This window comes from Bacillus sp. JJ1532, assembly GCF_036965085.1.
Lineage (GTDB): Bacteria > Bacillota > Bacilli > Bacillales > Cytobacillaceae > Cytobacillus.
In genome coordinates, this window is the sequence record NZ_JBALOW010000013.1 from 63,136 (window position 1) to 85,421 (window position 22,286).

At 38.2% G+C, this 22,286-nt stretch carries 23 protein-coding genes and 1 riboswitch; of the genes, 9 read left to right on the plus strand and 14 right to left on the minus strand.

From position 1 onward, the window contains the following. Positions 1-128: 128 nt before the first annotated feature. Positions 129-932: an alpha/beta hydrolase gene (locus V7122_RS05800; protein ID WP_335486688.1), complete on the minus strand. Its 804-nt coding sequence runs from the start codon at positions 930-932 to the stop codon at positions 129-131. Positions 933-1,094: 162 nt separating this feature from the next. Here V7122_RS05800 and V7122_RS05805 point away from each other — a divergent pair, with 162 nt between their 5' ends. Beyond that, positions 1,095-1,607 (plus strand): gamma carbonic anhydrase, encoded by a 513-nt coding sequence (locus V7122_RS05805; protein WP_335526023.1) that lies wholly within the window; start codon positions 1,095-1,097, stop codon positions 1,605-1,607. A 54-nt stretch (positions 1,608-1,661) separates the two neighbouring features. Here the strand turns inward: V7122_RS05805 and asnB (V7122_RS05810) are convergent, their stop codons facing one another. The 3 genes from asnB (V7122_RS05810) to V7122_RS05820 all read right to left on the minus strand — a co-directional run bounded on the left by asnB (V7122_RS05810) (position 1,662) and on the right by V7122_RS05820 (position 5,732). Next, positions 1,662-3,467, minus strand: a complete 1,806-nt coding sequence (gene asnB, locus V7122_RS05810) for an asparagine synthase (glutamine-hydrolyzing) (protein WP_335526024.1) — start codon at positions 3,465-3,467, stop codon at positions 1,662-1,664. A 190-nt stretch (positions 3,468-3,657) separates the two neighbouring features. Further along, on the minus strand, positions 3,658-4,857 hold the full coding sequence (gene metK, locus V7122_RS05815) for a methionine adenosyltransferase (RefSeq protein WP_335526025.1): 1,200 nt from the start codon (positions 4,855-4,857) through the stop codon (positions 3,658-3,660). Between the two features lie 179 nt (positions 4,858-5,036). Further along, positions 5,037-5,263, minus strand: a riboswitch (SAM riboswitch). Positions 5,264-5,357: 94 nt separating this feature from the next. Then, positions 5,358-5,732, minus strand: coding sequence for a thiol-disulfide oxidoreductase DCC family protein (locus tag V7122_RS05820; RefSeq protein ID WP_335344398.1), 375 nt, complete (start codon positions 5,730-5,732; stop codon positions 5,358-5,360). 237 nt (positions 5,733-5,969) lie between these two features. Here V7122_RS05820 and pckA point away from each other — a divergent pair, with 237 nt between their 5' ends. After that, complete coding sequence (pckA, locus tag V7122_RS05825) at positions 5,970-7,556, plus strand: phosphoenolpyruvate carboxykinase (ATP) (protein ID WP_335526026.1); 1,587 nt, start codon at positions 5,970-5,972, stop codon at positions 7,554-7,556. A 44-nt stretch (positions 7,557-7,600) separates the two neighbouring features. Here pckA and V7122_RS05830 read toward each other — a convergent pair whose 3' ends face one another. Further along, entirely contained in the window at positions 7,601-8,374 is a 774-nt protein-coding gene (locus tag V7122_RS05830; RefSeq protein ID WP_335486704.1) for an alpha/beta hydrolase family protein, read from the minus strand. Between the two features lie 325 nt (positions 8,375-8,699). Here V7122_RS05830 and V7122_RS05835 point away from each other — a divergent pair, with 325 nt between their 5' ends. The 3 genes from V7122_RS05835 to V7122_RS05845 are packed head-to-tail and all read left to right on the plus strand — an operon-like array spanning position 8,700 to position 11,292. Continuing rightward, on the plus strand, positions 8,700-9,698 hold the full coding sequence (locus tag V7122_RS05835) for an ABC transporter substrate-binding protein (RefSeq protein WP_335526027.1): 999 nt from the start codon (positions 8,700-8,702) through the stop codon (positions 9,696-9,698). Between the two features lie 27 nt (positions 9,699-9,725). After that, complete coding sequence (locus tag V7122_RS05840) at positions 9,726-10,505, plus strand: ABC transporter ATP-binding protein (RefSeq protein ID WP_335526028.1); 780 nt, start codon at positions 9,726-9,728, stop codon at positions 10,503-10,505. Beyond that, positions 10,483-11,292, plus strand: a complete 810-nt coding sequence (locus V7122_RS05845) for an ABC transporter permease (protein WP_335526029.1) — start codon at positions 10,483-10,485, stop codon at positions 11,290-11,292. Before V7122_RS05840 ends, V7122_RS05845 begins: the two co-directional genes overlap by 23 nt. Positions 11,293-11,370: 78 nt before the next feature. Here V7122_RS05845 and asnB (V7122_RS05850) read toward each other — a convergent pair whose 3' ends face one another. From asnB (V7122_RS05850) to ytkD, 6 genes are all read right to left on the minus strand, one after another. Next, positions 11,371-13,221, minus strand: coding sequence for an asparagine synthase (glutamine-hydrolyzing) (asnB, locus tag V7122_RS05850; protein ID WP_335526030.1), 1,851 nt, complete (start codon positions 13,219-13,221; stop codon positions 11,371-11,373). A 50-nt stretch (positions 13,222-13,271) separates the two neighbouring features. After that, positions 13,272-14,609 carry a type I glutamate--ammonia ligase gene (glnA, locus tag V7122_RS05855; RefSeq protein ID WP_335526031.1) on the minus strand — a complete coding sequence of 446 codons (1,338 nt, stop codon included), beginning with the start codon at positions 14,607-14,609 and terminating at the stop codon, positions 13,272-13,274. Positions 14,610-14,655: 46 nt separating this feature from the next. Beyond that, a complete protein-coding gene (gene dapF / locus V7122_RS05860) occupies positions 14,656-15,516 on the minus strand; it encodes a diaminopimelate epimerase (protein WP_335526032.1) in 861 nt (286 codons plus the stop codon). After that, on the minus strand, positions 15,503-16,768 hold the full coding sequence (locus V7122_RS05865; protein WP_438824768.1) for an LL-diaminopimelate aminotransferase: 1,266 nt from the start codon (positions 16,766-16,768) through the stop codon (positions 15,503-15,505). Before V7122_RS05865 ends, dapF begins: the two co-directional genes overlap by 14 nt. 181 nt (positions 16,769-16,949) lie before the next feature. After that, entirely contained in the window at positions 16,950-17,738 is a 789-nt protein-coding gene (locus V7122_RS05870) for an AraC family transcriptional regulator (RefSeq protein WP_335526033.1), read from the minus strand. 44 nt (positions 17,739-17,782) lie between these two features. Beyond that, positions 17,783-18,250: an RNA deprotection pyrophosphohydrolase gene (ytkD, locus tag V7122_RS05875; RefSeq protein WP_335353310.1), complete on the minus strand. Its 468-nt coding sequence runs from the start codon at positions 18,248-18,250 to the stop codon at positions 17,783-17,785. 159 nt (positions 18,251-18,409) lie between these two features. Between ytkD and V7122_RS05880 the strand changes: the two genes are divergently transcribed. Then, positions 18,410-19,282, plus strand: a complete 873-nt coding sequence (locus V7122_RS05880; RefSeq protein WP_335526034.1) for a DUF6612 family protein — start codon at positions 18,410-18,412, stop codon at positions 19,280-19,282. A 73-nt stretch (positions 19,283-19,355) separates the two neighbouring features. Here V7122_RS05880 and V7122_RS05885 read toward each other — a convergent pair whose 3' ends face one another. After that, entirely contained in the window at positions 19,356-19,670 is a 315-nt protein-coding gene (locus V7122_RS05885) for a hydrolase (protein ID WP_335526047.1), read from the minus strand. 254 nt (positions 19,671-19,924) lie between these two features. Here V7122_RS05885 and V7122_RS05890 point away from each other — a divergent pair, with 254 nt between their 5' ends. Both V7122_RS05890 and ytzI read left to right on the plus strand, forming a co-directional pair. Next, on the plus strand, positions 19,925-20,182 hold the full coding sequence (locus V7122_RS05890; RefSeq protein WP_335347458.1) for a DUF6154 family protein: 258 nt from the start codon (positions 19,925-19,927) through the stop codon (positions 20,180-20,182). 233 nt (positions 20,183-20,415) lie between these two features. Further along, the gene (ytzI, locus tag V7122_RS05895) at positions 20,416-20,574 is read left to right on the plus strand and encodes a YtzI protein (protein WP_335347450.1); all 159 of its coding nucleotides are present in this window, start codon (positions 20,416-20,418) and stop codon (positions 20,572-20,574) included. Positions 20,575-20,659: 85 nt separating this feature from the next. Here ytzI and V7122_RS05900 read toward each other — a convergent pair whose 3' ends face one another. After that, positions 20,660-21,133, minus strand: a complete 474-nt coding sequence (locus tag V7122_RS05900; protein WP_335353308.1) for an S-ribosylhomocysteine lyase — start codon at positions 21,131-21,133, stop codon at positions 20,660-20,662. Between the two features lie 163 nt (positions 21,134-21,296). Between V7122_RS05900 and yidD the strand changes: the two genes are divergently transcribed. Continuing rightward, on the plus strand, positions 21,297-21,539 hold the full coding sequence (gene yidD / locus V7122_RS05905) for a membrane protein insertion efficiency factor YidD (protein ID WP_335526035.1): 243 nt from the start codon (positions 21,297-21,299) through the stop codon (positions 21,537-21,539). A 42-nt stretch (positions 21,540-21,581) separates the two neighbouring features. Here the strand turns inward: yidD and V7122_RS05910 are convergent, their stop codons facing one another. Continuing rightward, positions 21,582-22,157, minus strand: a complete 576-nt coding sequence (locus tag V7122_RS05910) for a beta-class carbonic anhydrase (RefSeq protein WP_335347447.1) — start codon at positions 22,155-22,157, stop codon at positions 21,582-21,584. Positions 22,158-22,286 lie beyond the last annotated feature (129 nt).

Below are 22,286 nucleotides of genomic sequence, written 5' to 3' on the forward strand. Positions count from 1 at the left end.
AACGCGACGTCCTCCCAAAAGCTTCACTTTTGGTCGTGCGATGTTTACGCTTCCGAAGCGTTCCTTGTCCTGTCGCATTGTCGACACTAGTACGTCCTGTACGTCGGGATAGGCGCTGTAGCTAGGCACTAAACGATATAGCCAACGGCCTTTAACTGGCTAGATACGAAATCCTTCGCATACTCAAATACTTCTTCCCTTTCAGGCTCATTAAAGATTTCATGATAGCATTTAGGCCATTCTTTAAATCGTTTTTCTGAGAAGGGGGCACGGTTGAACCAATCGCTGACTGTCTTCTTATTTACAATTAGGTCCTCGCCACCCTGCATAACAAGCAGCGGGACATCTTGAATTTTATCAAGATTTTCAAAACCTAGCTTTGTCGCATGTATAAGTTCACGATACCATCTAATTGACACTCTTGTCACATATAAAGTATCATTAGCATCGGCATCACGCACATCAATATTCCTTGTCGCCATATCTACAGTCAGCCCTGAATTCAATCGCAGACTTGGAACAATTTTATTTAAAAGATAAGAAGATACATTTAGTATTTTGTTAGGCCTTTTCACTAAGCCCAGACAAGGGGATGACAGGATCACTCCTGTTAATTTCAGCCTCTCTTCCTGCAAAAGGCGAATAGAGATTAAGCCGCCCATGCTATGGCCCAGTAGAAAGACCGGTAATTCGAATCGGTACGCTGCCTGAATCCAATCCTTCACTTCATGTAAATATTCATCAAATGAATCAATGTGACCTCGCCGTGATCTAGTAGTCATACCCTGGCCAGGAAGATCTCCCATAATGACATGAAAGCCTGATAAACGCCACATTTCAATAAGCCAGCCGTAGCGGCGATGATGCTCCATCGCACCATGGACCATCACAATGACTCCTTTAGCCTCTCCCTCAGCTTCCCATTTCCACATTATTAATCCTCCTAAACCTTATGTTGAAAACGAACTCATTATATTTAAATTATAGCCCAGAAACATTATTTCATCATTAATGAAGTCTAATTGATCAATGAAGAAGATTGATGACTTCTATGGTAAAATTAAGATATTAAATCATTTCAAGGAGAATCAAACATGATCTACCCATATAAAGATAAGCAACCAAAAATAGCTGACTCGGTTTTCATTGCAGACTTTGCAACCATTACAGGGGATGTAGAAATCGGGGATGAATCCAGTGTGTGGTTCAATACGGTTATAAGAGGGGATGTCGCCCCAACGATTATTGGGAAAAAGGTTAATATTCAAGATAATTCAGTACTGCACCAGAGCCCTAACAACCCTCTAATTCTTGAAGATGAAGTGACAGTAGGACATCAGGTTGTTTTACATAGCTGCATTATTCGCCGGAAAGCGTTAATTGGCATGGGCTCTATTATTCTTGATCAAGCTGAAATTGGTGAAGGAGCCTTTATCGGTGCTGGCAGTCTAGTTCCTCAAGGTAAAAAAATTCCTCCTAATACACTTGCCTTTGGCCGTCCAGCTAAAGTAATCCGTGAAATAACACCTGATGATATTAAAGAAATGGAAAGAATAAGCAGAGAATACGCTGAAAAAGCGCAGTATTATAAATCACTGCAGAAATAATCAAGATATTTTTTAACATGTCCTTTTATAAATAACTTATTCTTTCTAATCGTTTTATATACCCATTGGCAGGACCGTATTCATTGAACTTAGTTCATTTTCATACTTTTTTTCAACAAATATGGCATGCCATATCATAAACATTAATACCGTCCAAAGCTTTCTGCTGTTATCGGATTGATCTTTATAATGGTCATCAAGCAGCTTATATAAATAATCTTTATGAAATAAATGGTCCGTGTCGCTTTCACGAATTATTTTTCTCGCCCAATCATTCATTTCATTCTTTAGCCAAAACCTAATTGGGACGGGAAAGCCCAGTTTCTTTCGATGTAAGACATGAGCTGGAACAATTCCTTCTACTGCTTTCCGCAAAATATATTTCGTTGTTCCATTGGCGATGTTTAGACTGCTCGGTATTTGGGACGCAATCTCAAATACCTCTTTATCTAGAAAAGGGGCCCGCAAATCCATCAAATGGGCTCCAGTCATTTTATGAGCTTTTAATAGAATATCTCCTCTTAGCCAAGTATGAATATCGATATACTGCATCTGGTTAATTGCATCATATGAAGCACTCTCTTTGTAAAGAGGGGCTGTTATATTCGTATAACTTAGATCTTCCCTATATTCTCGGAAGAGCATACTCTTCTCTATTTCGGAAAAAATTTTGGCATTGCCAATATACCTTTCTTCTAAGGGAGTAATCCCCCGCTCAATAAAGCTTTTACCCTTCACCCCATCTGGAAGAAAAGCAGCAAGTTTCCGCAAGATTTCTTTTATCAAATTAGGCAAATATTGAAAGAGCCTTAAGGACTGTGGTTCGCGATAAATATTATAGCCGCCGAATAATTCATCAGCACCCTCTCCAGATAAAACAACCTTTACATGCTTACTTGCCTCTTTAGCTGCAAAATAAAGCGGAATACAGGCCGGATCTGCAAGCGGGTCTTCCAATGAATAGATAATATACGGCAGCTCCTTAATGAAATCTTCAGGATGAATGATCCTGCTTATATTTTCAACTCCAAGCCTTTTAGCCGTTTCCTCCGCAATGTCAATTTCACTAAAGCCAGCCTGCTCAAATCCAACTGAAAATGTTTTTAAATCTGGATGATATTCCTTTGCAATCGCAGCAATAATAGTGGAATCAATACCCCCAGAGAGGAAGGATCCAATCGGCGCATCGCTTTGAGTATGCAATTGTATTGACTGATAGAGGGCTGATTGTATCTCTCGAATAAATTCAGCTTCTTGTTTTAATACCGGTTGAAAGGCTGCTTTCCAATAGCAAATAATCTCCATAGGGGCATCCATTTTCTTTGTAAAATAATGCCCTGGTTCAAGCTTTTGAATCTTATTTGTGATTGTGTAAGGCTCTGGGACGAACTGAAAGGTTAAATATTGCTGTAATGCATCTATATTCAAAACTTCGCTTTGTAAAATGCTCTTCTTATCAGTGGCAAAATACAACCCTTCGATTACGTCATAATAATAAAAAGGTTTGATTCCAAAAGGATCTCTTGCGCCAAACAAGACCTTATCCTGCTTATCCCAAATAACAAGAGCATACATTCCACGCAGCTTTTCCAATATTTTTTCTTTTAATTGGCTATATAAGATTAATAATATTTCTGAATCACAATATTCACCTTCAGAAAGTTCTTCTTTAAGCTCCTGTATATTGAAAATCTCTCCATCCAATACAATTGAATATCGGTCATGTTGATAGAAAAAAGGCTTCTCATCACATCTTGGATAATGGAAAAGCTCATACTCTTCATCATAAAAACTTGCTTCACATTTCGGGGTATCTGTATTGTCATGATTTCTTTTTACAAATCCACTAAAGCGGCTCATTCATTTATCACCCAATCCAATCTTTAATTAATTTAGATGATAATTGCACTATTTATTTGTTTATTGATTAGTGAAATATTATGGGGGTTGTTTGCAAGGAATGGAAATAGGAGTTTAAAATCATCCTTAACATATGACGAATTAAAAAAGCGGAAGTTACATCAAAAATGTAGCTTCCGCTTTTTCATTATTATTTTAAAGCCTCTGCACGTAATGCCTCAGCTTTATCTGTACGTTCCCATGGAAGATCAATATCGGTGCGTCCAAAATGACCATAAGCAGCAGTTTGCTTATAAATAGGACGGCGCAGGTTTAGCATATTAATAATGCCAGCTGGACGAAGATCGAAGTTTTTACGAACTAAGTCAACTAACACGTCTTCATCTACGTTACCTGTTCCGAAAGTATCAATTGAAATAGATACCGGCTGCGCTACTCCGATTGCATAAGCAAGCTGAACTTCAACTTTATCAGCTAGACTCGCAGCAACGATGTTTTTCGCCACATAACGTGCAGCATAAGCAGCAGAACGGTCAACCTTTGTAGGATCCTTTCCGGAGAATGCACCGCCGCCATGACGAGCGTATCCACCGTAAGTATCAACGATAATTTTGCGGCCAGTTAAGCCAGCATCCCCTTGTGGTCCGCCAATTACGAAACGGCCAGTAGGGTTGATAAAGTATTTTGTATTCTCATCAATTAGTTCTTTTGGAACAACTGGATTGATGACATGCTCTTTAATATTGCGCTGAATTTGCTCTAAGCTAATTTCAGGGTGATGTTGAGTAGAAATAACAATTGTATCAATACGAACAGGCTTGTTATTTTCATCATACTCAACTGTGACTTGTGTTTTTCCATCCGGACGAAGGTACGGAAGGATTTCTTCTTTACGTACTTCAGTCAAACGGCGTGCTAATTTATGAGATAATGAAATTGGTAGCGGCATTAGCTCCTTCGTTTCATTACATGCAAATCCAAACATTAAACCTTGGTCACCAGCACCAATAGCTTCAATTTCTTCATCTGTCATTTGCCCTTCACGAGCTTCTAAAGCTTGGTCAACTCCCATCGCAATATCAGGTGATTGCTCATCGATAGAAGTTAAAACCGCACAAGTTTCGGAATCAAAGCCGTATTTCGCACGAGTGTAGCCGATTTCTTTTACTGTTTCGCGAACGATTTTTGGAATATCTACATAAGAAGATGTAGTGATTTCTCCTGCAATTAAAACTAACCCTGTTGTAACAGATGTTTCTGCTGCTACACGGGCATTTGCATCCTGAGCTAAAATGGCATCTAAAATGGCATCAGAAATTTGGTCACAAATTTTATCCGGATGACCTTCAGTTACTGATTCAGATGTAAACAAACGACGTTTTGTTGACATGCTGATGTTCCTCCTTATATAAAAAATGATACGGAACTCATTCCCTAATTAGTATGAAGTAAAATTGGAGTTTTTATGATTAGCGTATAGGCTTTTCAAGAAGCTAACCCTCAAAATGCAAAATAAAAAACCTTTCCATCCCTGTGAAAAGGTTGAAGCAAATCGATTCGCGCCTTTCACTCTTATCGTTCAAGGAATAATCCTTGCGTCAGGTTTAGCACCTTTGCTAATCAAATTCGCCTTGGCGAATTTGCGCCCAGATTTTTATCGAGCTCGCTCGATAAATTACCTTTAAAAAATCTGAGGCATCCGCCGGAGGCTAACTTTATTCGAATGAATAAAGTTAATCGTTTAGCAGGTTGCTGGGCTTCATTGGGCCTGTCCCTCCGCCAGCTCGGGATAAGAGAGTATCCGTTCAAGGATAAATCATAACGTACTATATAAAAAGAAGTCAATAAAATTATTCAATTATTTTGGTGTTTTTTTTATGTCAATGAATATCATAATGAACAACTGCCATTGTCACATTTTTTCCTGAAAAATTTATGTCTATTCTTGGCTACCCATTTATATAGAGGATTACCTACAAATGACATTCCAGGAAAATATAAACATAACCCTAATAGGTTTAATGGGGGAGTAAGCAAGAGTAAATACCTTATAGCATCATAGCCTTTACGGACTTTTCCACCGGAAGAAATAATATGAAGCTCCCGCCGTAAGCTGATTTTATCGAACGGTATCGAATGACGGGTTTTTTCATATTCTTGCAGTGAAACCCAGCTTACTTTATGAAACCTATCAATTTTTTCAAAAAATTGTTTAGATTCCTTGCATAAACTACATGTTTCATCGTATAATGCAATCGTTTTCACCTAACACCAGCCCTATCTTATATTTATATCGTTAGTTTATCATATTTTATCCTATTCAAATTGGTTTGGTAATAAGCGGGCTTCTTCGTTAGGCGGAATTATAATTGTTCAAAAAGAGGAAAATAATTAATGAAAAAAAAACGGCAATTAGTATAGATTAATCATTCAATTGTGTTATACTATTTGTAAATTGAAATGTCTTTCATAAATTTAATGTAAAAGGAAGGTATTCTTCAGATGAATTCTGTTAGCATTCCGAATAAATTAACTGAATTATTAAAGGGAAATAATATTCAAGTACAATTATCTGTTCCACAGCTTGTGGAAAAGGTACTAAATCGTAAAGAAGGCTCGCTCACTTCAACCGGTGCAGTTTGTGCAACTACCGGAAAATATACAGGTCGTTCTCCAAAAGATAAATATATTGTTGAAGAAGCATCTACGAAGGACAAAGTTGACTGGGGTAAAGTAAATCAACCTATCTCAGAAGAGGCTTTTTCAAACCTTTATGATAAAGTATTAAACTACTTACAAGAAAAAGATGAGGTATTTGTTTTTAATGGATTCGCTGGTGCTGACAAAAAACATCGCCTTCCCATACAAGTTATTAATGAATATGCATGGCATAATTTATTTGCTCATCAGCTTTTCATTCGCCCAACAGCTGAGGATCTATTAGATCATCAAGCAGAATTCACAGTTATTTCTGCTCCGAACTTTAAGGCTGACCCTGCAGTAGATGGTACTGCTTCTGAAACTTTTATCATTGTTTCCTTTGAACGCCGTATAGTTCTAATTGGCGGAACAGAGTATGCTGGAGAAATTAAGAAGTCTATTTTCTCTGTCATGAACTATTTGCTTCCAGAAAACGGAATTTTACCAATGCACTGTTCAGCTAACGTTGGCCTTGAAGGTGATGTAGCGTTATTCTTCGGTCTTTCTGGAACAGGCAAAACAACTTTATCAGCAGATCCAAATCGCCGCTTAATCGGTGATGACGAGCATGGCTGGTCTCCAAACGGGGTATTCAATATCGAAGGCGGATGTTATGCAAAAACCATTGGCTTAACTCGTGAAAAAGAACCGCAAATCTTTGATGCGATCCGTTTTGGTTCTGTTCTTGAAAATGTTGTGATTAACAGCGATTCTCGTGTTGCTGATTATGATGATAATTCCTTAACCGAAAATACTCGTGCTGCTTACCCGCTGCAAGCTATTGATAATATTGTTGACCCAAGCATTGCCGGTCACCCAAATACAATTGTATTCTTAACAGCAGATGCATTTGGCGTATTGCCTCCAATCGCTAAACTATCAAAAGAGCAAGCAATGTACCATTTCCTAAGCGGATACACATCTAAGCTTGCTGGTACTGAGCGCGGAATTACGTCACCACAAGCAACATTTTCTACTTGCTTTGGTTCACCATTCCTTCCGCTTCCTGCTACAGAGTATGCAGAAATGCTAGGGAAGAAGATTGATGAGCATAATGCAAAAGTATTCCTTGTGAATACAGGCTGGACTGGCGGCGAATATGGAGTAGGAAACCGCATGAAGCTCAGCTATACACGTGCGATGGTACAATCTGCATTAGAAGGCGAATTAAATAATGTAGAAACGATTAAAGACGAAATCTTTGGTCTTGAAATTCCTTTACATGTACCAGGCGTACCTGATGAAGTGCTACAGCCTAGCAAAACATGGGCTGATGAAGCAGCTTATGAAGCAAAAGCGAAGGAACTAGCTTCTCAATTCCGTGAAAACTTCAAGAAATTCTCCAACGTCCCTGCTGAAATCGAAAAGCAAGGCGGACCAGTTGCTTAATATTATGTAAAAAAAAGGGTGTCCTGAGTGACGCCCTTTTTATTTTATGATCTTTCCTGCTTGTTTTTCATCCAGTTTGTTAAATCTCTTACAACTCTTCTATTTATGGCTGGTGGAAAAAAATGTGTAAACTCTCGAAAGTACCAACTTTCCACTTTCTTACCTAAGGATCTTAATCTTTTCTCAAGCCGGTATGCATGCTCAACAGAGACATTTTCATCTTTTTCACCATGAATGATTAAGACAGGGGCTTCAAGCTTTTCCAATTGAAAAAGTGGTGTTCGGTATTCATATCTGTCCGGATATTTAGTCGGAGTTCCGCCAATGACCCTTTTCATCATTCTCCGCAAGTCCTTTCTCTCCTCATAGGTTAGGAACATATCACTAACCCCGCCCCAAGTGACAAGCGATTTCACCTTAGGAAATTCGAGAGCCGTGAGTAATGCCATTACTCCTCCTCTTGAAAAGCCAAAAATATGTATACCCTTAACACGTGGATGGGATTGCAATAATTTAAAGGCGGAAAATGCGTCCTCTCGATCTTCACCAGCGAAGTCTTCATTCCCATCCCCTCCTTGATTTCCCCTGTAAAAAGGGGCAAAGACGATAAATCCTTCTGATGCAAACTGAACGATTCGTGCAGGGCGTACCTGGCCAACATTTTTTATACCTCCGCGCAAATAAAGAAACCCGTCATAAATGGCTTCATCCTTCGGTTCTGCAAGCAGCCCTTTTATTTTAAGATCGCCAGATAAATAAGTGACAATGGATAATTCAATATTCGGGTTTGGCGATGGAAATCTCTGTTTACTTATCATGTTGCTCTACTCCTTTTTAATAACTGGCGGATATCCTGCTGAAAGTAGCGGATATCTTGGCCAACTCGCGGATATAACACAAAAGTAGCGGATATCCTGGCCCAACTGGCGGATATAACACAAAAGTAGCGGATATCTTGGCCCAACTGGCGGATATAACTCAAAAGTGGCGGATATCCTCCATATTTTAACTAGGTTCACGTCTTTATGTCCCACTTATCAGAAATTTAAAATTTTTATATAGGCATTCACACATTTTTGTCACACTCATACGATAATGTAGGCTTAAAAGCTTATTATTTTCCTATTTCGGGAGGTCCTATCTATGAAAAAGTGGCTAAAAATTAGTTTTTCACTATTGTTCATTTCCATTCTAATTATACCATTAGCAGCATGTGGAAAGGATGAAGTTCAAAATGTACGGATCGGTGAGGTAACCCGTTCCATTTTCTATGCTCCACAATATGTAGCGATTGAAAAAGGATTTTTTGAAGAAGAAGGGCTGAATGTTACGCTTACAACGACAGCTGGCGGGGACAAAACGATGACCGCGCTTCTATCCGACAGCATCGATGTTGCTCTTGTGGGATCAGAAACTTCAATTTACGTTTCTGCCCAAGGTTCTAATGATCCAGTCATAAACTTCGCACAGCTTACACAAACAGACGGTACATTTCTTGTCTCACGAAACAAAATAGAAAATTTCACATGGGATATGTTAAAGGGAACCACCTTCCTAGGTCAGCGTAAAGGCGGTATGCCGCAAATGGCTGGGGAATTTGTTTTGAAAAAGCATGGAATTGATCCCCATAAGGATTTAGATCTTATCCAGAATGTAGATTTTGCTAATATTGCTCCAGCTTTTGCTTCAGGCACTGGTGAGTTTGTCCAGCTTTTCGAACCAACAGCGAGTGTCTTTGAAAAAGAAGGAAAAGGCTATATTGTCGCCTCATTCGGAACAGAGTCCGGGCACATCCCATATACTACCTTCATGACGAAACAAAGCTACATTAACGATAATAAAGAAACTGTTGAGAAATTTACTAGAGCAGTTTATAAGGCACAGCAATGGGTAGATACACACAGCGCCAAGGAAACAGCTGAGGCCATAAAAGGATTCTTTGATAATACGGAGCTCGATATTATTGAAATGGTTGTCGAGCGCTATAAGAGCCAAGGCTCCTATGCAACCGACCCAATCTTAGATAATGAAGAATGGGATAACTTGCAAAACATTATGGAAGAAGCTGGCGAGCTTCCAAAACGAGTAGATTACAATAATCTGGTCAACACAGACATTGCTGAAGGCGTAATGAAAAAATAGTTAAAGAAAATCAAAAGGAGGGCTTGTATGGATTTCTTAAACGTTCACGGAATTCAACATACGTATTTCACGAAAAACTCTGCCACAACAGCCCTCTCCGATGTTTCGCTTACTGTCGGGGAGGGAGAATTCGTTTCCTTTCTAGGTCCAAGCGGATGCGGAAAAACAACCTTGCTTTCGATTATTGCCGGCTTGCTAAAGCCAACGGAAGGATCTGTCACTCTTGAAGGCAAAAAAGTCGAAACAACGGGTCAGAGCATTGGATATATGCTTCAACAGGATTATCTTTTTCCATGGAAGACAATTGAAGAAAATATTCTGCTTGGTTTAAAGATAAGTAATCAGCTTGATTCCAACAAAAAAGAATACGCTTTATCCTTACTTGAACAGATGGGGCTTAAAGGGGTAGAATCACAATTTCCAAAGCAGCTTTCCGGTGGAATGAGACAAAGGGTTGCGCTTGTCAGAACATTAGCAACTGAACCGAAGCTTCTCATGCTTGATGAACCTTTTTCCGCTTTAGATTATCAAACAAAATTAAAGCTTGAAGACCTTGTCTCCAATACACTTAAATTCTTCGGAAAAACAGCCATTCTTGTCACACATGATATCGGAGAAGCCGTCTCCATGAGTGATCGGATTTTTCTTTTCTCTTCAAGCCCGGGAAGACTACACAAGGTCTTTTCAATGCCTAAAGAACTTCGAGATGAAACCCCATTCAAAGCACGCAGCCATGAGACTTATTCAAGTATATTCCAAACTATTTGGAAGGAGCTGGAATCCCTTGAACCAGCAAACAAACGTTGACCTCCTTCATCAACAGTATCTGAAATCATTGAAACGCGAAAAAAAATGGGTCCGTTTTTACCAGCTTATAATCTTTATTGTCTTTTTCTCTGGGTGGGAGCTTGCCAGTCAAAAGCAGTGGGTGGACCCGTTAATATTTAGTTCTCCCTCAAAAGTATGGGGTTTGCTTCTAACCAAAATTCAGGACGGAACATTATTCATCGACTTAAGCTACACATTATCCGAAACAGTATTCGGCTTCATACTTGGTACCCTGATCGGAACCCTGCTTGCTGCAGCTCTCTGGTGGTCCCCTATGCTATCAAAAATACTGGACCCGTATCTAGTCGTCCTAAATTCCATGCCCAAAGTGGCTCTCGGCCCAATATTAATTGTCGCGTTAGGACCAAGCTTCACATCGATTGTCGCCATGGGTGCGATTATTTCCATCATCATCACGACCATCGTTGTATATACCTCGTTTAAAGAAGTGGATCCTAACTATATAAAGGTTCTGCAAACCTTTGGTGCATCTAGGATTCAAGTGTTTAAAGAGTCCATTCTTCCAGCATCCTTCCCAGTGATTATTTCCACTTTAAAGGTCAATGTCGGCTTATCATGGGTAGGAGTCATTGTAGGTGAATTTCTCGTTTCTTCAAAAGGTCTCGGCTATATGATCATCTACGGATTCCAAGTCTTTAACTTCACTCTTGTCATGTTATCCCTGCTAGTGATCGCAATATTTGCAACGGTAATGTATCAGCTCGTTGAACTGCTAGAGAGAAAATTAATAAAAAATGGCTCATAAGAGAGGCTTATAACCGCTTTTCTTATGAGCCTTTTTTCAACTTTGTAATAAATTAGTTTCAAAAGAGAAATAATGCATTCATTGATCTAGAATATTGATTTGATAGTGCTCAAGCCACATATTGATCTGTACGAGATGTGCGATGAGCTGAGGGCCAGTCATTAATTGGCCAAACCATGGGATTTTGAAAGAAGAGCCGTTTGAATCAATGAGCTCTATTCCTTTTTGCTTGGAGATTAATTCGAGAAGAGGGGAGGTTTTTTTTGTAAGAATATTATTTAACATCGACTTAACAAGCTTCAAATAGCCCGGGCTATGGGTCTTTGGATAAGGACTTTTTTTTCGGTAAAGTACTTCATTAGGAAGAACTCCTTCTAAGGCTTTTCGCAATATTCCTTTTTCATAACCATTGAGCATTTTCATTTGCCAAGGAATATTCCAAGCGTATTCAACAAGACGATGATCTGCGAATGGAACACGCACCTCTAAACTCGCTCCCATGCTCATACGGTCTTTTCTTTCGAGCAACGCGGTCATGAACCAGAGCATATTTAAATAGGACATTTCCCGGCGGCGTTTTGCTAGTAAACTTTCTCCTGCCATTTGAGGTACTTCACTGATTGTTTCTTCATATCGCTCTCTTACATAATTCCTAAGACTTAGCTTATTTTGCCAGTGTAGATGCAATAACTGCGCCCGCTCATTTTCAGAGGTCATCCATGGAAATCCTTGATGATTCAGTAATTCCTGCTTATAAAACCATGGATAGCCACCAAAAATTTCATCCGCACATTCGCCTGACAATGCTACTGTATAGTTTTGTTTAATTTGTTCACAGAACCATAATAAAGAAGAATCAATGTCTGCCATTCCAGGCAGGTCTCTCATCAAGACAGCATCTTTTAAACGGCCGGCGAGCTGCTCATTGTTTATTACAGCATTGTGGTGAATTGATCCTATAAAATGATTTACTTTTTCAATCCAAGGTCCGTCCTGACTAGGTAAAAAAGTGCTTGATTTGAAAAACTCATGGCTTAGGGCGTAATCGATTGAATACGTATGAAGGGTGCTTCTTCCTTCTTTTTTAAAAATGTCAGATGCTATCGCACTAATAGCACTTGAATCAATGCCCCCTGATAAAAAAGTACAAACTGGCACATCAGCAACTAATTGTCGTTTAATAGCATCCTTAACGAGCATTCTTACATGTTCAATGGTTTCTTGCAATGAATGCGGATGCTCTCTGCTTTCAACATTCCAATATCTCCACACCTTTAAGCCATTCAAGCTGTATAAAAGCGCATGTGCCGGTCGGAGCTCCTTAACCCCCCTGAATATTCCATGTCCTGGAGTTCTTGATGGGCCTAGACCAAAAATCTCCTGAAGCCCTTCACGATCGACTTCATTTTTAACACTAGGATGTTCAAGAATCGCCTTAAGCTCTGATCCAAAGATAAATGAGCCATCGACTTCTTTATAGAAAAGGGGCTTTACACCAAGTCGGTCTCTCGCAGTAAATAGCTGATTCTTTTGATCATTCCAAACGGCAAAAGCAAAAATTCCATTTAAAAAATCTACACATCTTTCCCCCCACTCTATATAGGAAGTTAACAATACTTCAGTATCAGAATGGGATTGAAAAATATACCCTCGTTTTACTAATTCGGTCCTTAGTTCATCTGTATTATAAAGTTCTCCATTGTACACGATTGTGTAGGAATGCTCTTTTTTAACGATTGTCATTGGTTGAGCGCCGCCAGAAGGGTCCACTACAACTAAACGTTTATGGCCAAGCAATACATGACTCGAAATCCAAACATTTGTAGCATCTGGGCCTCTTTTTGCCAAAGTGTTTGTCATCTTGTCAATAATGCCTTTTTCCTTTGATAAATCTTGATGGAAATGAACCCATCCTGTTATTCCACACAAATTTACCACACCCTCTATTATGAATTTTTATTTCCAAAGCATGGGGCAATTTAGTATTGTAGGATATAGTTTTCCCTCTCCCATGGATGCACCTGTGTACGGAACATATCCCATTCGATTTCTTTAGCCCTTATAAAATGGGTTAACAAATGATTTCCTAATGCATTTGTGATCACTTCATTCGTCTTTAAGATTTCTAGTGCTTGAGCTAAAGTTTCAGGTAAGTCCGCAATGCCATTTTTCAGTCGATCTTCTTTTGACATATTGTAAATATTACTGTCAACTGGAAGAGGTGGGGTTAATTTATTGGTGATTCCATCTAATCCTGCTGCCAGGAGTACAGCAGCAGCCAAATAAGGATTTGCAGAGGGGTCTACACTTCGTACCTCTACGCGAGTACTTACTCCACGAGATGCCGGGATGCGAATAAGCGGACTTCTGTTTCTAGCTGACCAAGCAACATAACAGGGAGCCTCGTAGCCAGGCACTAGTCTTTTATAAGAATTGACCGTTGGGTTTGTAATAGCGGTAAAGCTAGGAGCATGCAATAAAATGCCGGCAATAAACTGTCTTGCTGTATCACTAAGCCCAAGAACACCATCTGTTTCATAAAAGGTGTTTTCTCCATTTTTGAACAAGGAAAGGTTTGAATGCATCCCGGAGCCGTTAACGCCAAATAATGGCTTTGGCATAAAGGTCGCGTGAAGTCCGTGCTTGCGGGCAATTGTTTTTACTACAATCTTAAAAGTTTGAATATCATCACAAGCCTTTAATGCCCTTTGATATTTAAAATCAATTTCATGCTGCCCAGGTGCCACCTCATGGTGAGAGGCTTCAATTTCAAAGCCCATTTCCTCTAATTCCAATACGATATCCCGCCTGCAGTTTTCTCCCAAATCTGTTGGTGCCAGATCAAAATAACCGCCCTGATCATTTAACTCTAATGTCGGCCTGCCTTTTTCATCTAGCTTGAATAGGAAAAACTCCGGCTCTGGCCCAATATTAAAATCTGAAAAACCAAGCCTCTCCATTTCCTTCAAAACCCGTTTTAAATTATTTCTTGGATCCCCTTCAAACGGCGTTCCGTCTGGATGATAAATATCGCATATCAATCTAGCAACCTTTCCTTTGTCATCTGTCCATGGAAAAATAACAAAAGTGTCTATATCGGGATATAAATACATATCTGATTCTTCAATTCTCACAAAGCCTTCTATTGATGACCCATCAAACATCATTTTATTCTCTAGTGCTTTTAATAGTTGGCTAACCGGAATTTCAACGTTTTTAACTGAACCCAGAATATCTGTAAATTGTAATCGGATATATCGAACATTTTCCTCTTTTATTCTTTTTAAAATTTTTTCTTTTGTGTAGGATACCGTCATTGTAAATCCCCCTAAATGATTAAAGTACTTCCATCGCATTTGCTTGCTAAAATAAGGTAGGAATTTTAATGTCCCCGCTGCAGATGTATTCTGCCGGTCCTTTCTTCCAAACTTGATTTTGATGATCCCATTTTACTGTTAGGTCACCTCCTGGGAGATGAACAGTAATAGGAATATTTTTGTCTAGCCTATTATTTATTGTTGCTGCTACGACTGCAGCACAAGCACCTGTGCCACAGGCCATCGTCAGTCCAGAACCCCTTTCCCAGACTCGGTATTGAATCTCACAATTATTTACCACATGAACGATTCCTACGTTCACTCTATCAGGAAAAAAATATGAATTTTCAATAATAGGACCTATTTGTTCTAATGGAAACTCATGAACATCATCAACAAAAAAGATGGCATGCGGATTGCCCATTGAAACACAGGTTAAATGATAAATTTCATTGCCAATGACAAATTGTTCATTAATTGCCTTATCTAATGGATGGCCAATGAGAGGAATTTCACTTCTCAAAAACTTCGGCTCCCCCATATTTACTGTTACATATTGGACTGTTTGACCTTGATCTATTTCAACCTCCGCCTGAACAACACCACCTAATGTTTCAATCGTAAAGCACTTAGCTTTAGCATGATTGTGATCGAACAAATATTTAGCTGTACACCGCAATCCATTTCCACAATTCTTTGCTTCTGAACCGTCTGAATTAAAGATTCTCATCTGAAAATCAGCTATAGATGATGGGCCAATTAAAATAATGCCATCTGATCCGATGCCAAAATTGACATCCGATATCTTCATTGATAATTGTGAAATGTCTTGGTTATTAAATTGAGATTTTAATAGATCGAAAAGGACATAGTTATTTCCTAGGCCATGCATTTTAGTAAATAACATTTTCACTCTCCTCTTTATAATAAAAATTTACTCGACTCAGCCTCGATTTGATTTCATTCATTACTCTTTGCTCATCTTTCTGATCCTTAGCTTGGAATGTTACCGAAAATCGAATATAATGGCCTGCATCATCCCATGGAACAGTTGATATTAAGTGTTCTTTAAGTAAGTAGTGACTGAACTCCTCTGCTGTTTGAAATTGCGGGCCGCCAACAACCCCTTTTGGTATCTTAGTGTATAAGAAAAATGAACCCTTTGGCTTCTCTGCCCAGATCCCGCATTCATTTAAGACGCTGGCTAATAATTCATGCCGCCTAGAATACTTTTCTGCAGTCCGCTCTGTTATTTCAGGATTTGAAAGTGCATAGGCAGCCGCCTTCTGAATGGCAATGAATTGACCTGAATCCGAGTTATCCTTCACAGCAGCAAAGGCTTTAATGATTTTTGAATTTCCGGCAATAAAACCGATGCGCCAGCCCGTCATACTAAATGATTTTGATAGAGAATGCAGTTCAACCCCAACCTCCTTAGCTCCTTCAATAGATAGAAAGCTTAGCGGTTTTTCTCCGTCAAATACGAGAGCTGCATAGGCTGCATCATGTACTACGATCAGCTTGTTTTTCTTAGCAAATTGAACAACCTCTTCAAAAAACTCTTTTGTTGCCATAGCTCCCGTTGGATTATTTGGGTAATTCAAATAAAGAATTTTTGCTTTATCTACAATACTTTTTTCTAAAGTACTTAGGTCCGGAAGAAATAAATTTTCTGAAGTTAAAGGCAGATACGCAATGTCACCGTCATAGTATTTTGTATGGGCTGATAGAATGGGATAACTAGGTGCAGGCATAATGGTTATATCGCCTTGGTTAATAAAAGCAGCGGGCAGCATGGCTAATGCAGATTTTGTACCAATTACATGATTAATCTCCTGCTCCGGATCAAGCCCGTTCACACCAAATACACTTTTCATATAAGCAGCAGCAGCTTCCTTAAACTCTGAAATTCCATTATCTGCATAATAACGATTTTCTTTCTTGGCAGCCTCCTCAGCCAAAATTTTCACAACTGCAGAATCTGCCATTTCATCAGGCTCTCCTACTCCTAAATCAATCAGCTCCATATAAGGATTTGCATGACTTGCTTCTCTCTTCAATCGCTTAATTTTTTCAAATTTATACATTTCTTCTTTTTTCCCGAAAGTTAAACCTCCAAGACGGTCTGCAATCATTTGCTGAATATAATCCTTACTCAAGTAGATTCCTCCTTCTTCAGCTTTCAAAAACAACTTGACTTCATTGAATTTTCTTTATTTTACCATTATAAAAGAAAGAAATATTTAGATTAAATGGTTAAATGTTTGCACTTTTTAACAAATTTATTAAACAAAAAAAACGTCAAGTTAGAGGACCTGACGTTTTTGAGTGATAGTATTCTTATCTAAGTTGTGAAGGTTTTTTACCTGTATATTTCTTAAATTGTCTGCTAAAAAAATGAAGGTCATTATATCCAAGTGCTTCTGCAACCTCTGTTACTGTCATTCCTGTATAGTGAAGTAAATGCTCTGCCCGTTCAATGCGTGCACGAATAATGTATGAACGCACCGTTTGGCCAATAATTTCTTTAAACTTTTGGGAGAAATATCGCGGTGAAAGATTGGCACGAGTTGACAAGCTTATTACTGAGTGTAAATCCCCTGGATGCTGACGGACATAATTTGCTATTTCTCGAATGGTTTCGAGAATACTGTGGCTTGCTGTTTCATGATAATCTAAATGCTCTATTTCTTCCCTTAGCAATTGAATCATTAATTGCTTTAAAATAAGCTTTGCCTCAATTTCAGCGCCAAATGATTGTACTAATAATAAGCGAACATAGCGAGTTAAAAGTGACTCAAAACAGATAGTATGTTCAACTATACGATAAGTATTCGGAAGCATTTCAGGAAACTCAAGCATGTCAAAGTGAATATAGCTTAATACAAGTGGAAATTGGGGGTTATGCTCTGCAGCTGGCCTGTCTCCCGGCTTAAAAAGAAAACAGCTGCCTTTTTGAACCTGATACTTTTTATCATTAAGAATGACCGTTCCTTCCCCATTCCATATATAAAATAAATCGTAATTAGGAAGGGGAATATCTCTTCTTTTCCAGCGCCAATTGGGCTCGCAATGAATTGTAGCAAATACTGGCTTCAATACAAATTGTTCTGGATTCATATTCAGCATATTACTCCCCTTTCCATTTTCTTTTCTTTAATTAATCGCTCTCCTTACCGCATTTGCATCAGTTTCAATATACTTTGTTCAATCACTTTATCCTTCATGATGAAGCTAAATTGAGGGCCCCATCTTAATGTCAAAAGATCTCCCTCAATCAGTACTGGTCCTTTAGTTTCAAAGTAATGTTCTTTGCCATCCAGTTTATCTATGGATGCGTAAAAAATTGCTTTTACGAACGTACTCTTCGCATCAGAAACTTCATATTCTCCAATAAATTGCAGCTCTTTAATCGTTGCACCTGTTTCCTCAAGCACTTCTCTGCGCGCCGCTTCCTCAAGAGACTCACCTAGTTCCACTTTTCCCCCTGGAAATTCCATGCCCCTTTTTGAATGGTTGGTTAATAGCCATTTATCATTCATTTTACATATAACAAGAACATGCTCTGGCTTTTGATTAAATGAATGATTTTTAAAGGAAAGCTTCACTGTTCCGCCGTTAAAATCTTTAAATGTTTCCATTTTAAACCTCCACATTTTAATTAAATTATATCGCGAAATGGTTTCTGTTACTAATTTCATATTTCCTATGGATTATTATGTGAAAAAAGTATGAATCTTCATTTTATTGAAACCGCTGGCTAATTTTCCCGTATATAATAGGTGAATAACGAAAAGGGAGTGTCTATTTTGAAAAAAACATTATCCATTTTGACGGGCTTTCTATTGACTTTCATGCTTGCTGCATGCAATCAGTCTGCTGAGCCTGTTAATGAATCTGCAAAGAATAGCGAAACACCTGCAGCTGCTGAAAAGCCATCCCAATTGACATTAGAAGAAGTTCTTGAAAAATCAACAGAGGCCTCTAATAATCTAGCAAGCTTCTCAGTAAAAATGAACTTGGATCAAGATATAACTTCCGATCAAGAAGAAATGAACTTGCAAACTCAGTCTGTCATTGAGATGAACGTTGTACAGGACCCAATGGCCTTCTATCAAAAAATGACGATGTCCTTAGGGGATACAGGTGAGGAATTTGAAACAGAGAGCTACTTTACTGAGGAAGGCATGTACTTTTATGAGCCTTCTGGGAAGCAATGGATGAAGTTTCCACAAGAAATGACTGATGCATTCTTGCAAATGTCAGGTAAGCAAACGAATCCTGGAGAAGAGCTTAAGAAATTACAGCAGTTTGTGGAGGATTTCACTTTTGAGCAAGATTCAAAGAATTATATCTTAAATCTGAAAGCTTCTGGTGATAAATTTAATGACTTCATTAAAGAAACAGCTGCAGAGTCACTTCCTCCTGAAATGGCACAAGAGGATCTTATGAACAGCATGAAAATTAATGCCGTGGAATATAAATTTTTAATTGATAGAGAGTCATTTTTACCAGTTGCTCTAGATATGAATATGGAAATGGAGCTAACTGTAGAAGACCAAACCATTATCATGAATCAAAAAATGAACGGACAATATTCAAATCACAATAACATTGATGCCATTACTGTACCTCAGGAAGTAATTGATTCAGCCGTTGAAATGGCGTTGTAATATGATTGTTATGCTAAGTGTCAGACCCAAGCACTCCAAGTGAAGGGTCTGACCTTCTTATGATCTATTAACTTTATTGATCTTCGTCTAAAATCCCCATGCTTGCAATATGGCTTTTTGCTTCCTCATCTCCAAGCTGATAAATCATTCCATATACTTTTCTTAGTGTATCATCATACGCATCATTTTCTTTATCATTATGATATTCCATGAATGGAATATGGGCTCTGTAGAAGTTTTTCCATTCCATCGAATAATTGTTATCAAAAAATTCCCTTAATGAAATAATCTCTTCATCTGTTGCTTCTATTTTAAAATCCCAAGCCGAATCAGTTGCACTTTTTGTAATTTCGCCAGTATTTACCTTTATATAATACGTTTTCTTCATTTCATTCAAAGTAGTCAGCCCCTTATGATAAAATAGCCGCAGGCGGGTGCCTTACGCTAATATTCATTCTTATCTTTTCCATATTCAGTTTAAAAATAATGCCGAAATGCATTATTCTTCTTAAAGTCACATATTATTCTCAAAAAGAAGGAACCTTAATGACAAATGGTGAATATTTTTTATCATCAAGGGGATTCAATAAGTATAAAATATAAGAAATAACAGTAAAAACAATTTAGGTTGGGGGTGTCATGTTGAAAATCGTAGATGAACTGTATGAGCTTTATCGGCATAAGCTTACTGGTGATGAGGAAGATATTGATATGCTGACCTTCGCTTTTCTAGAGGAAATGAGCAGGGAAGATTTATTAAATATTATTCATGAATTAAATAATCAAGAGCTTTATGATCTGATGGGGCTTTATTTAATCGAAAGCTTAAAAGGAAAATTTGCAAGTGAAGACTATAGGCCACAGCGAAGCACCAATATTCAACATCGCAATATACACTGACTTATTTTTAATACATAATTCCACCAGGTAAATGAGAGCGTTTTCATTTATAAAAAGTAAAATGCAGTTGAGCGATTTGTTTATGCTCCCTGCTTTTATTTTTTTGCACAGGCTTTTCCCCATAGCAAATCCTTATTTTCTTGCTATTCGGCTTCTCAGCAAATTTTTCGAATTCCCTTCCTCCTTCTCGTTGAATTTCATGTTAAACTAATTAAGACGAGGGGGGATTTTTCATGATTACTGTTTTAGCCATATCAGTGATTATTGTTGCCATTGTTATTGTTTTGGCAGTTGTCACAACTTCTAAAGCTTATATGTTTAAGCACACTGTTGATTCTATAGATTCCATTCCCGCTGACCAAGAGGAATTGGAAAATAAGTCAGATAATTAATTTTCCTAAAAAATCTATTCTAATATAAAAAAGCTAAGAGTACACATAATCAACAGTGTACACTTAGCTTTTTGTTTATCAATACTTATGCAAAAACCTGCTTCAAGTCTTCCTTCGATTGTTCAAGCCAAAAACGCATTAATCGTTTAGCTCCTTCTAAATCATGCAGCTTTGCTTGGCCGCATTGCTTCTCATTGGCTGCAGGAATTTCAGTAATCTCAACCGCATCCTTCATCGTATCTTCCAGCAAATCGATGATTTCCTCCACTGTCGGCTCGCCGCTTACAACTAAATAATACCCTGTCTGGCAGCCCATAGGGGAAATATCAATAATATCAAAGTGATCATATTTCTCTGAATGTTTGCGAATATTAAAGGCAAGAAGATGTTCCAATGTATGGATAGCATCTGGCTTCATCGCCTGTTTATTCGGCTGGCAAAATCGTATGTCGTATTTATTAACGACACCATCTGAACCGACCTTATGTACTCCACAATGTCTTACAAATGGTGCTTTTACAGCGTTATGATCCAATTCAAAGCTTTCTACTGAAGGCATCACAAATCACTCCTAAGCTATTTCTTCCATTGTAACTTATATTCCGAGTATATTCATCAATTTTATATTATATGCTTATTGCTTAAGTGCTGAAACCTTACTTTCGACAATTGCAATAGAATATGCTATCTTTTTATCAAAATGAAAGAATGGATTGTTGTTCATGTTGAAAAAAATATTACTTGGACTGATTCGATTTTACCAAATAGTTATCTCTCCATTAAAACCGCCCACTTGCCGATTTTACCCAACATGCTCTCATTACGGCCTTGAAGCGGTAAAACGATTTGGTGCATTAAAGGGGGGCTGGCTTACAATAAAAAGAATAATGAAATGTCATCCTTTTCACCCGGGTGGCTTTGATCCCGTTCCGCAAAAGCAAGAGAAGTCACTTATTGAAAAATAAAACAACTTGTCACTTTTCATGACAAGTTGTATAGGAGTTATTTTATAAAAATTTTATATCTTCGTAGCCGTTCACAACGACATCCAATTTACCTGTACGCGGTTCAATAACTAACCCATGTACAGGCACATCATTTGGCATTAACGGGTGTTTCTTTACCATCTTGACACTGTGAGCAACACTTTCCTCGACATTATCGAAGCCTTTTAGCCACTCCTTAACATCCACACCAGAATAAGTAATCGTGTCAAGAGCCGCTTCTGACTTACCACGCTTTCTCATGCTTTCAAGGATATGATCGGGTTTCATTCCGCTCATACCGCAATCATGATGCCCAATAATTAAAACTTCCTCAGCTTGAAGCTCATAGACTGCTACGAGCAAGCTTCTCATAATACTCCCAAACGGATGGGTAACGAGCGCTCCCGCATTTTTAACAATTTTTACATCGCCATTTCGCAAGTTCATCGCTCTTGGCAATAGTTCTACGAGGCGAGTATCCATACATGTTAATAATACCATGCGTTTATTGGGAAACTTAGTTGTCGTAAATTCTTCATACTGTTTTTCTTCTACAAATTGCTGATTAAAGGTTAAAATTTCATCAATTAATTTCATTTGATTTACACCTCAAAATTTTAATTCCATTTTAAGCATAACAAATAACTAATAACATAACCAAATATTTTTGATTGATTTTTATTTCTTTCTCTTGTAAAATTACATTTGTAATCGTAATGATTACGA

Coding starts and splice junctions, on each gene's coding strand:
- V7122_RS05800 (WP_335486688.1), bottom strand. CDS start 932: ATGTGGAAATGGGAAGCTGAGGGAGAGGCTAAAGGAGTCATTGTGATG.
- V7122_RS05805 (WP_335526023.1), top strand. CDS start 1,095: ATGATCTACCCATATAAAGATAAGCAACCAAAAATAGCTGACTCGGTT.
- asnB (WP_335526024.1), bottom strand. CDS start 3,467: ATGAGCCGCTTTAGTGGATTTGTAAAAAGAAATCATGACAATACAGAT.
- metK (WP_335526025.1), bottom strand. CDS start 4,857: ATGTCAACAAAACGTCGTTTGTTTACATCTGAATCAGTAACTGAAGGT.
- pckA (WP_335526026.1), top strand. CDS start 5,970: ATGAATTCTGTTAGCATTCCGAATAAATTAACTGAATTATTAAAGGGA.
- V7122_RS05830 (WP_335486704.1), bottom strand. CDS start 8,374: ATGATAAGTAAACAGAGATTTCCATCGCCAAACCCGAATATTGAATTA.
- V7122_RS05835 (WP_335526027.1), top strand. CDS start 8,700: ATGAAAAAGTGGCTAAAAATTAGTTTTTCACTATTGTTCATTTCCATT.
- V7122_RS05840 (WP_335526028.1), top strand. CDS start 9,726: ATGGATTTCTTAAACGTTCACGGAATTCAACATACGTATTTCACGAAA.
- glnA (WP_335526031.1), bottom strand. CDS start 14,609: ATGACGGTATCCTACACAAAAGAAAAAATTTTAAAAAGAATAAAAGAG.
- dapF (WP_335526032.1), bottom strand. CDS start 15,516: ATGTTATTTACTAAAATGCATGGCCTAGGAAATAACTATGTCCTTTTC.
- V7122_RS05870 (WP_335526033.1), bottom strand. CDS start 17,738: ATGCTGAATATGAATCCAGAACAATTTGTATTGAAGCCAGTATTTGCT.
- ytkD (WP_335353310.1), bottom strand. CDS start 18,250: ATGGAAACATTTAAAGATTTTAACGGCGGAACAGTGAAGCTTTCCTTT.
- V7122_RS05885 (WP_335526047.1), bottom strand. CDS start 19,670: ATGAAGAAAACGTATTATATAAAGGTAAATACTGGCGAAATTACAAAA.
- ytzI (WP_335347450.1), top strand. CDS start 20,416: ATGATTACTGTTTTAGCCATATCAGTGATTATTGTTGCCATTGTTATT.
- V7122_RS05900 (WP_335353308.1), bottom strand. CDS start 21,133: ATGCCTTCAGTAGAAAGCTTTGAATTGGATCATAACGCTGTAAAAGCA.
- yidD (WP_335526035.1), top strand. CDS start 21,297: ATGTTGAAAAAAATATTACTTGGACTGATTCGATTTTACCAAATAGTT.
- V7122_RS05910 (WP_335347447.1), bottom strand. CDS start 22,157: ATGAAATTAATTGATGAAATTTTAACCTTTAATCAGCAATTTGTAGAA.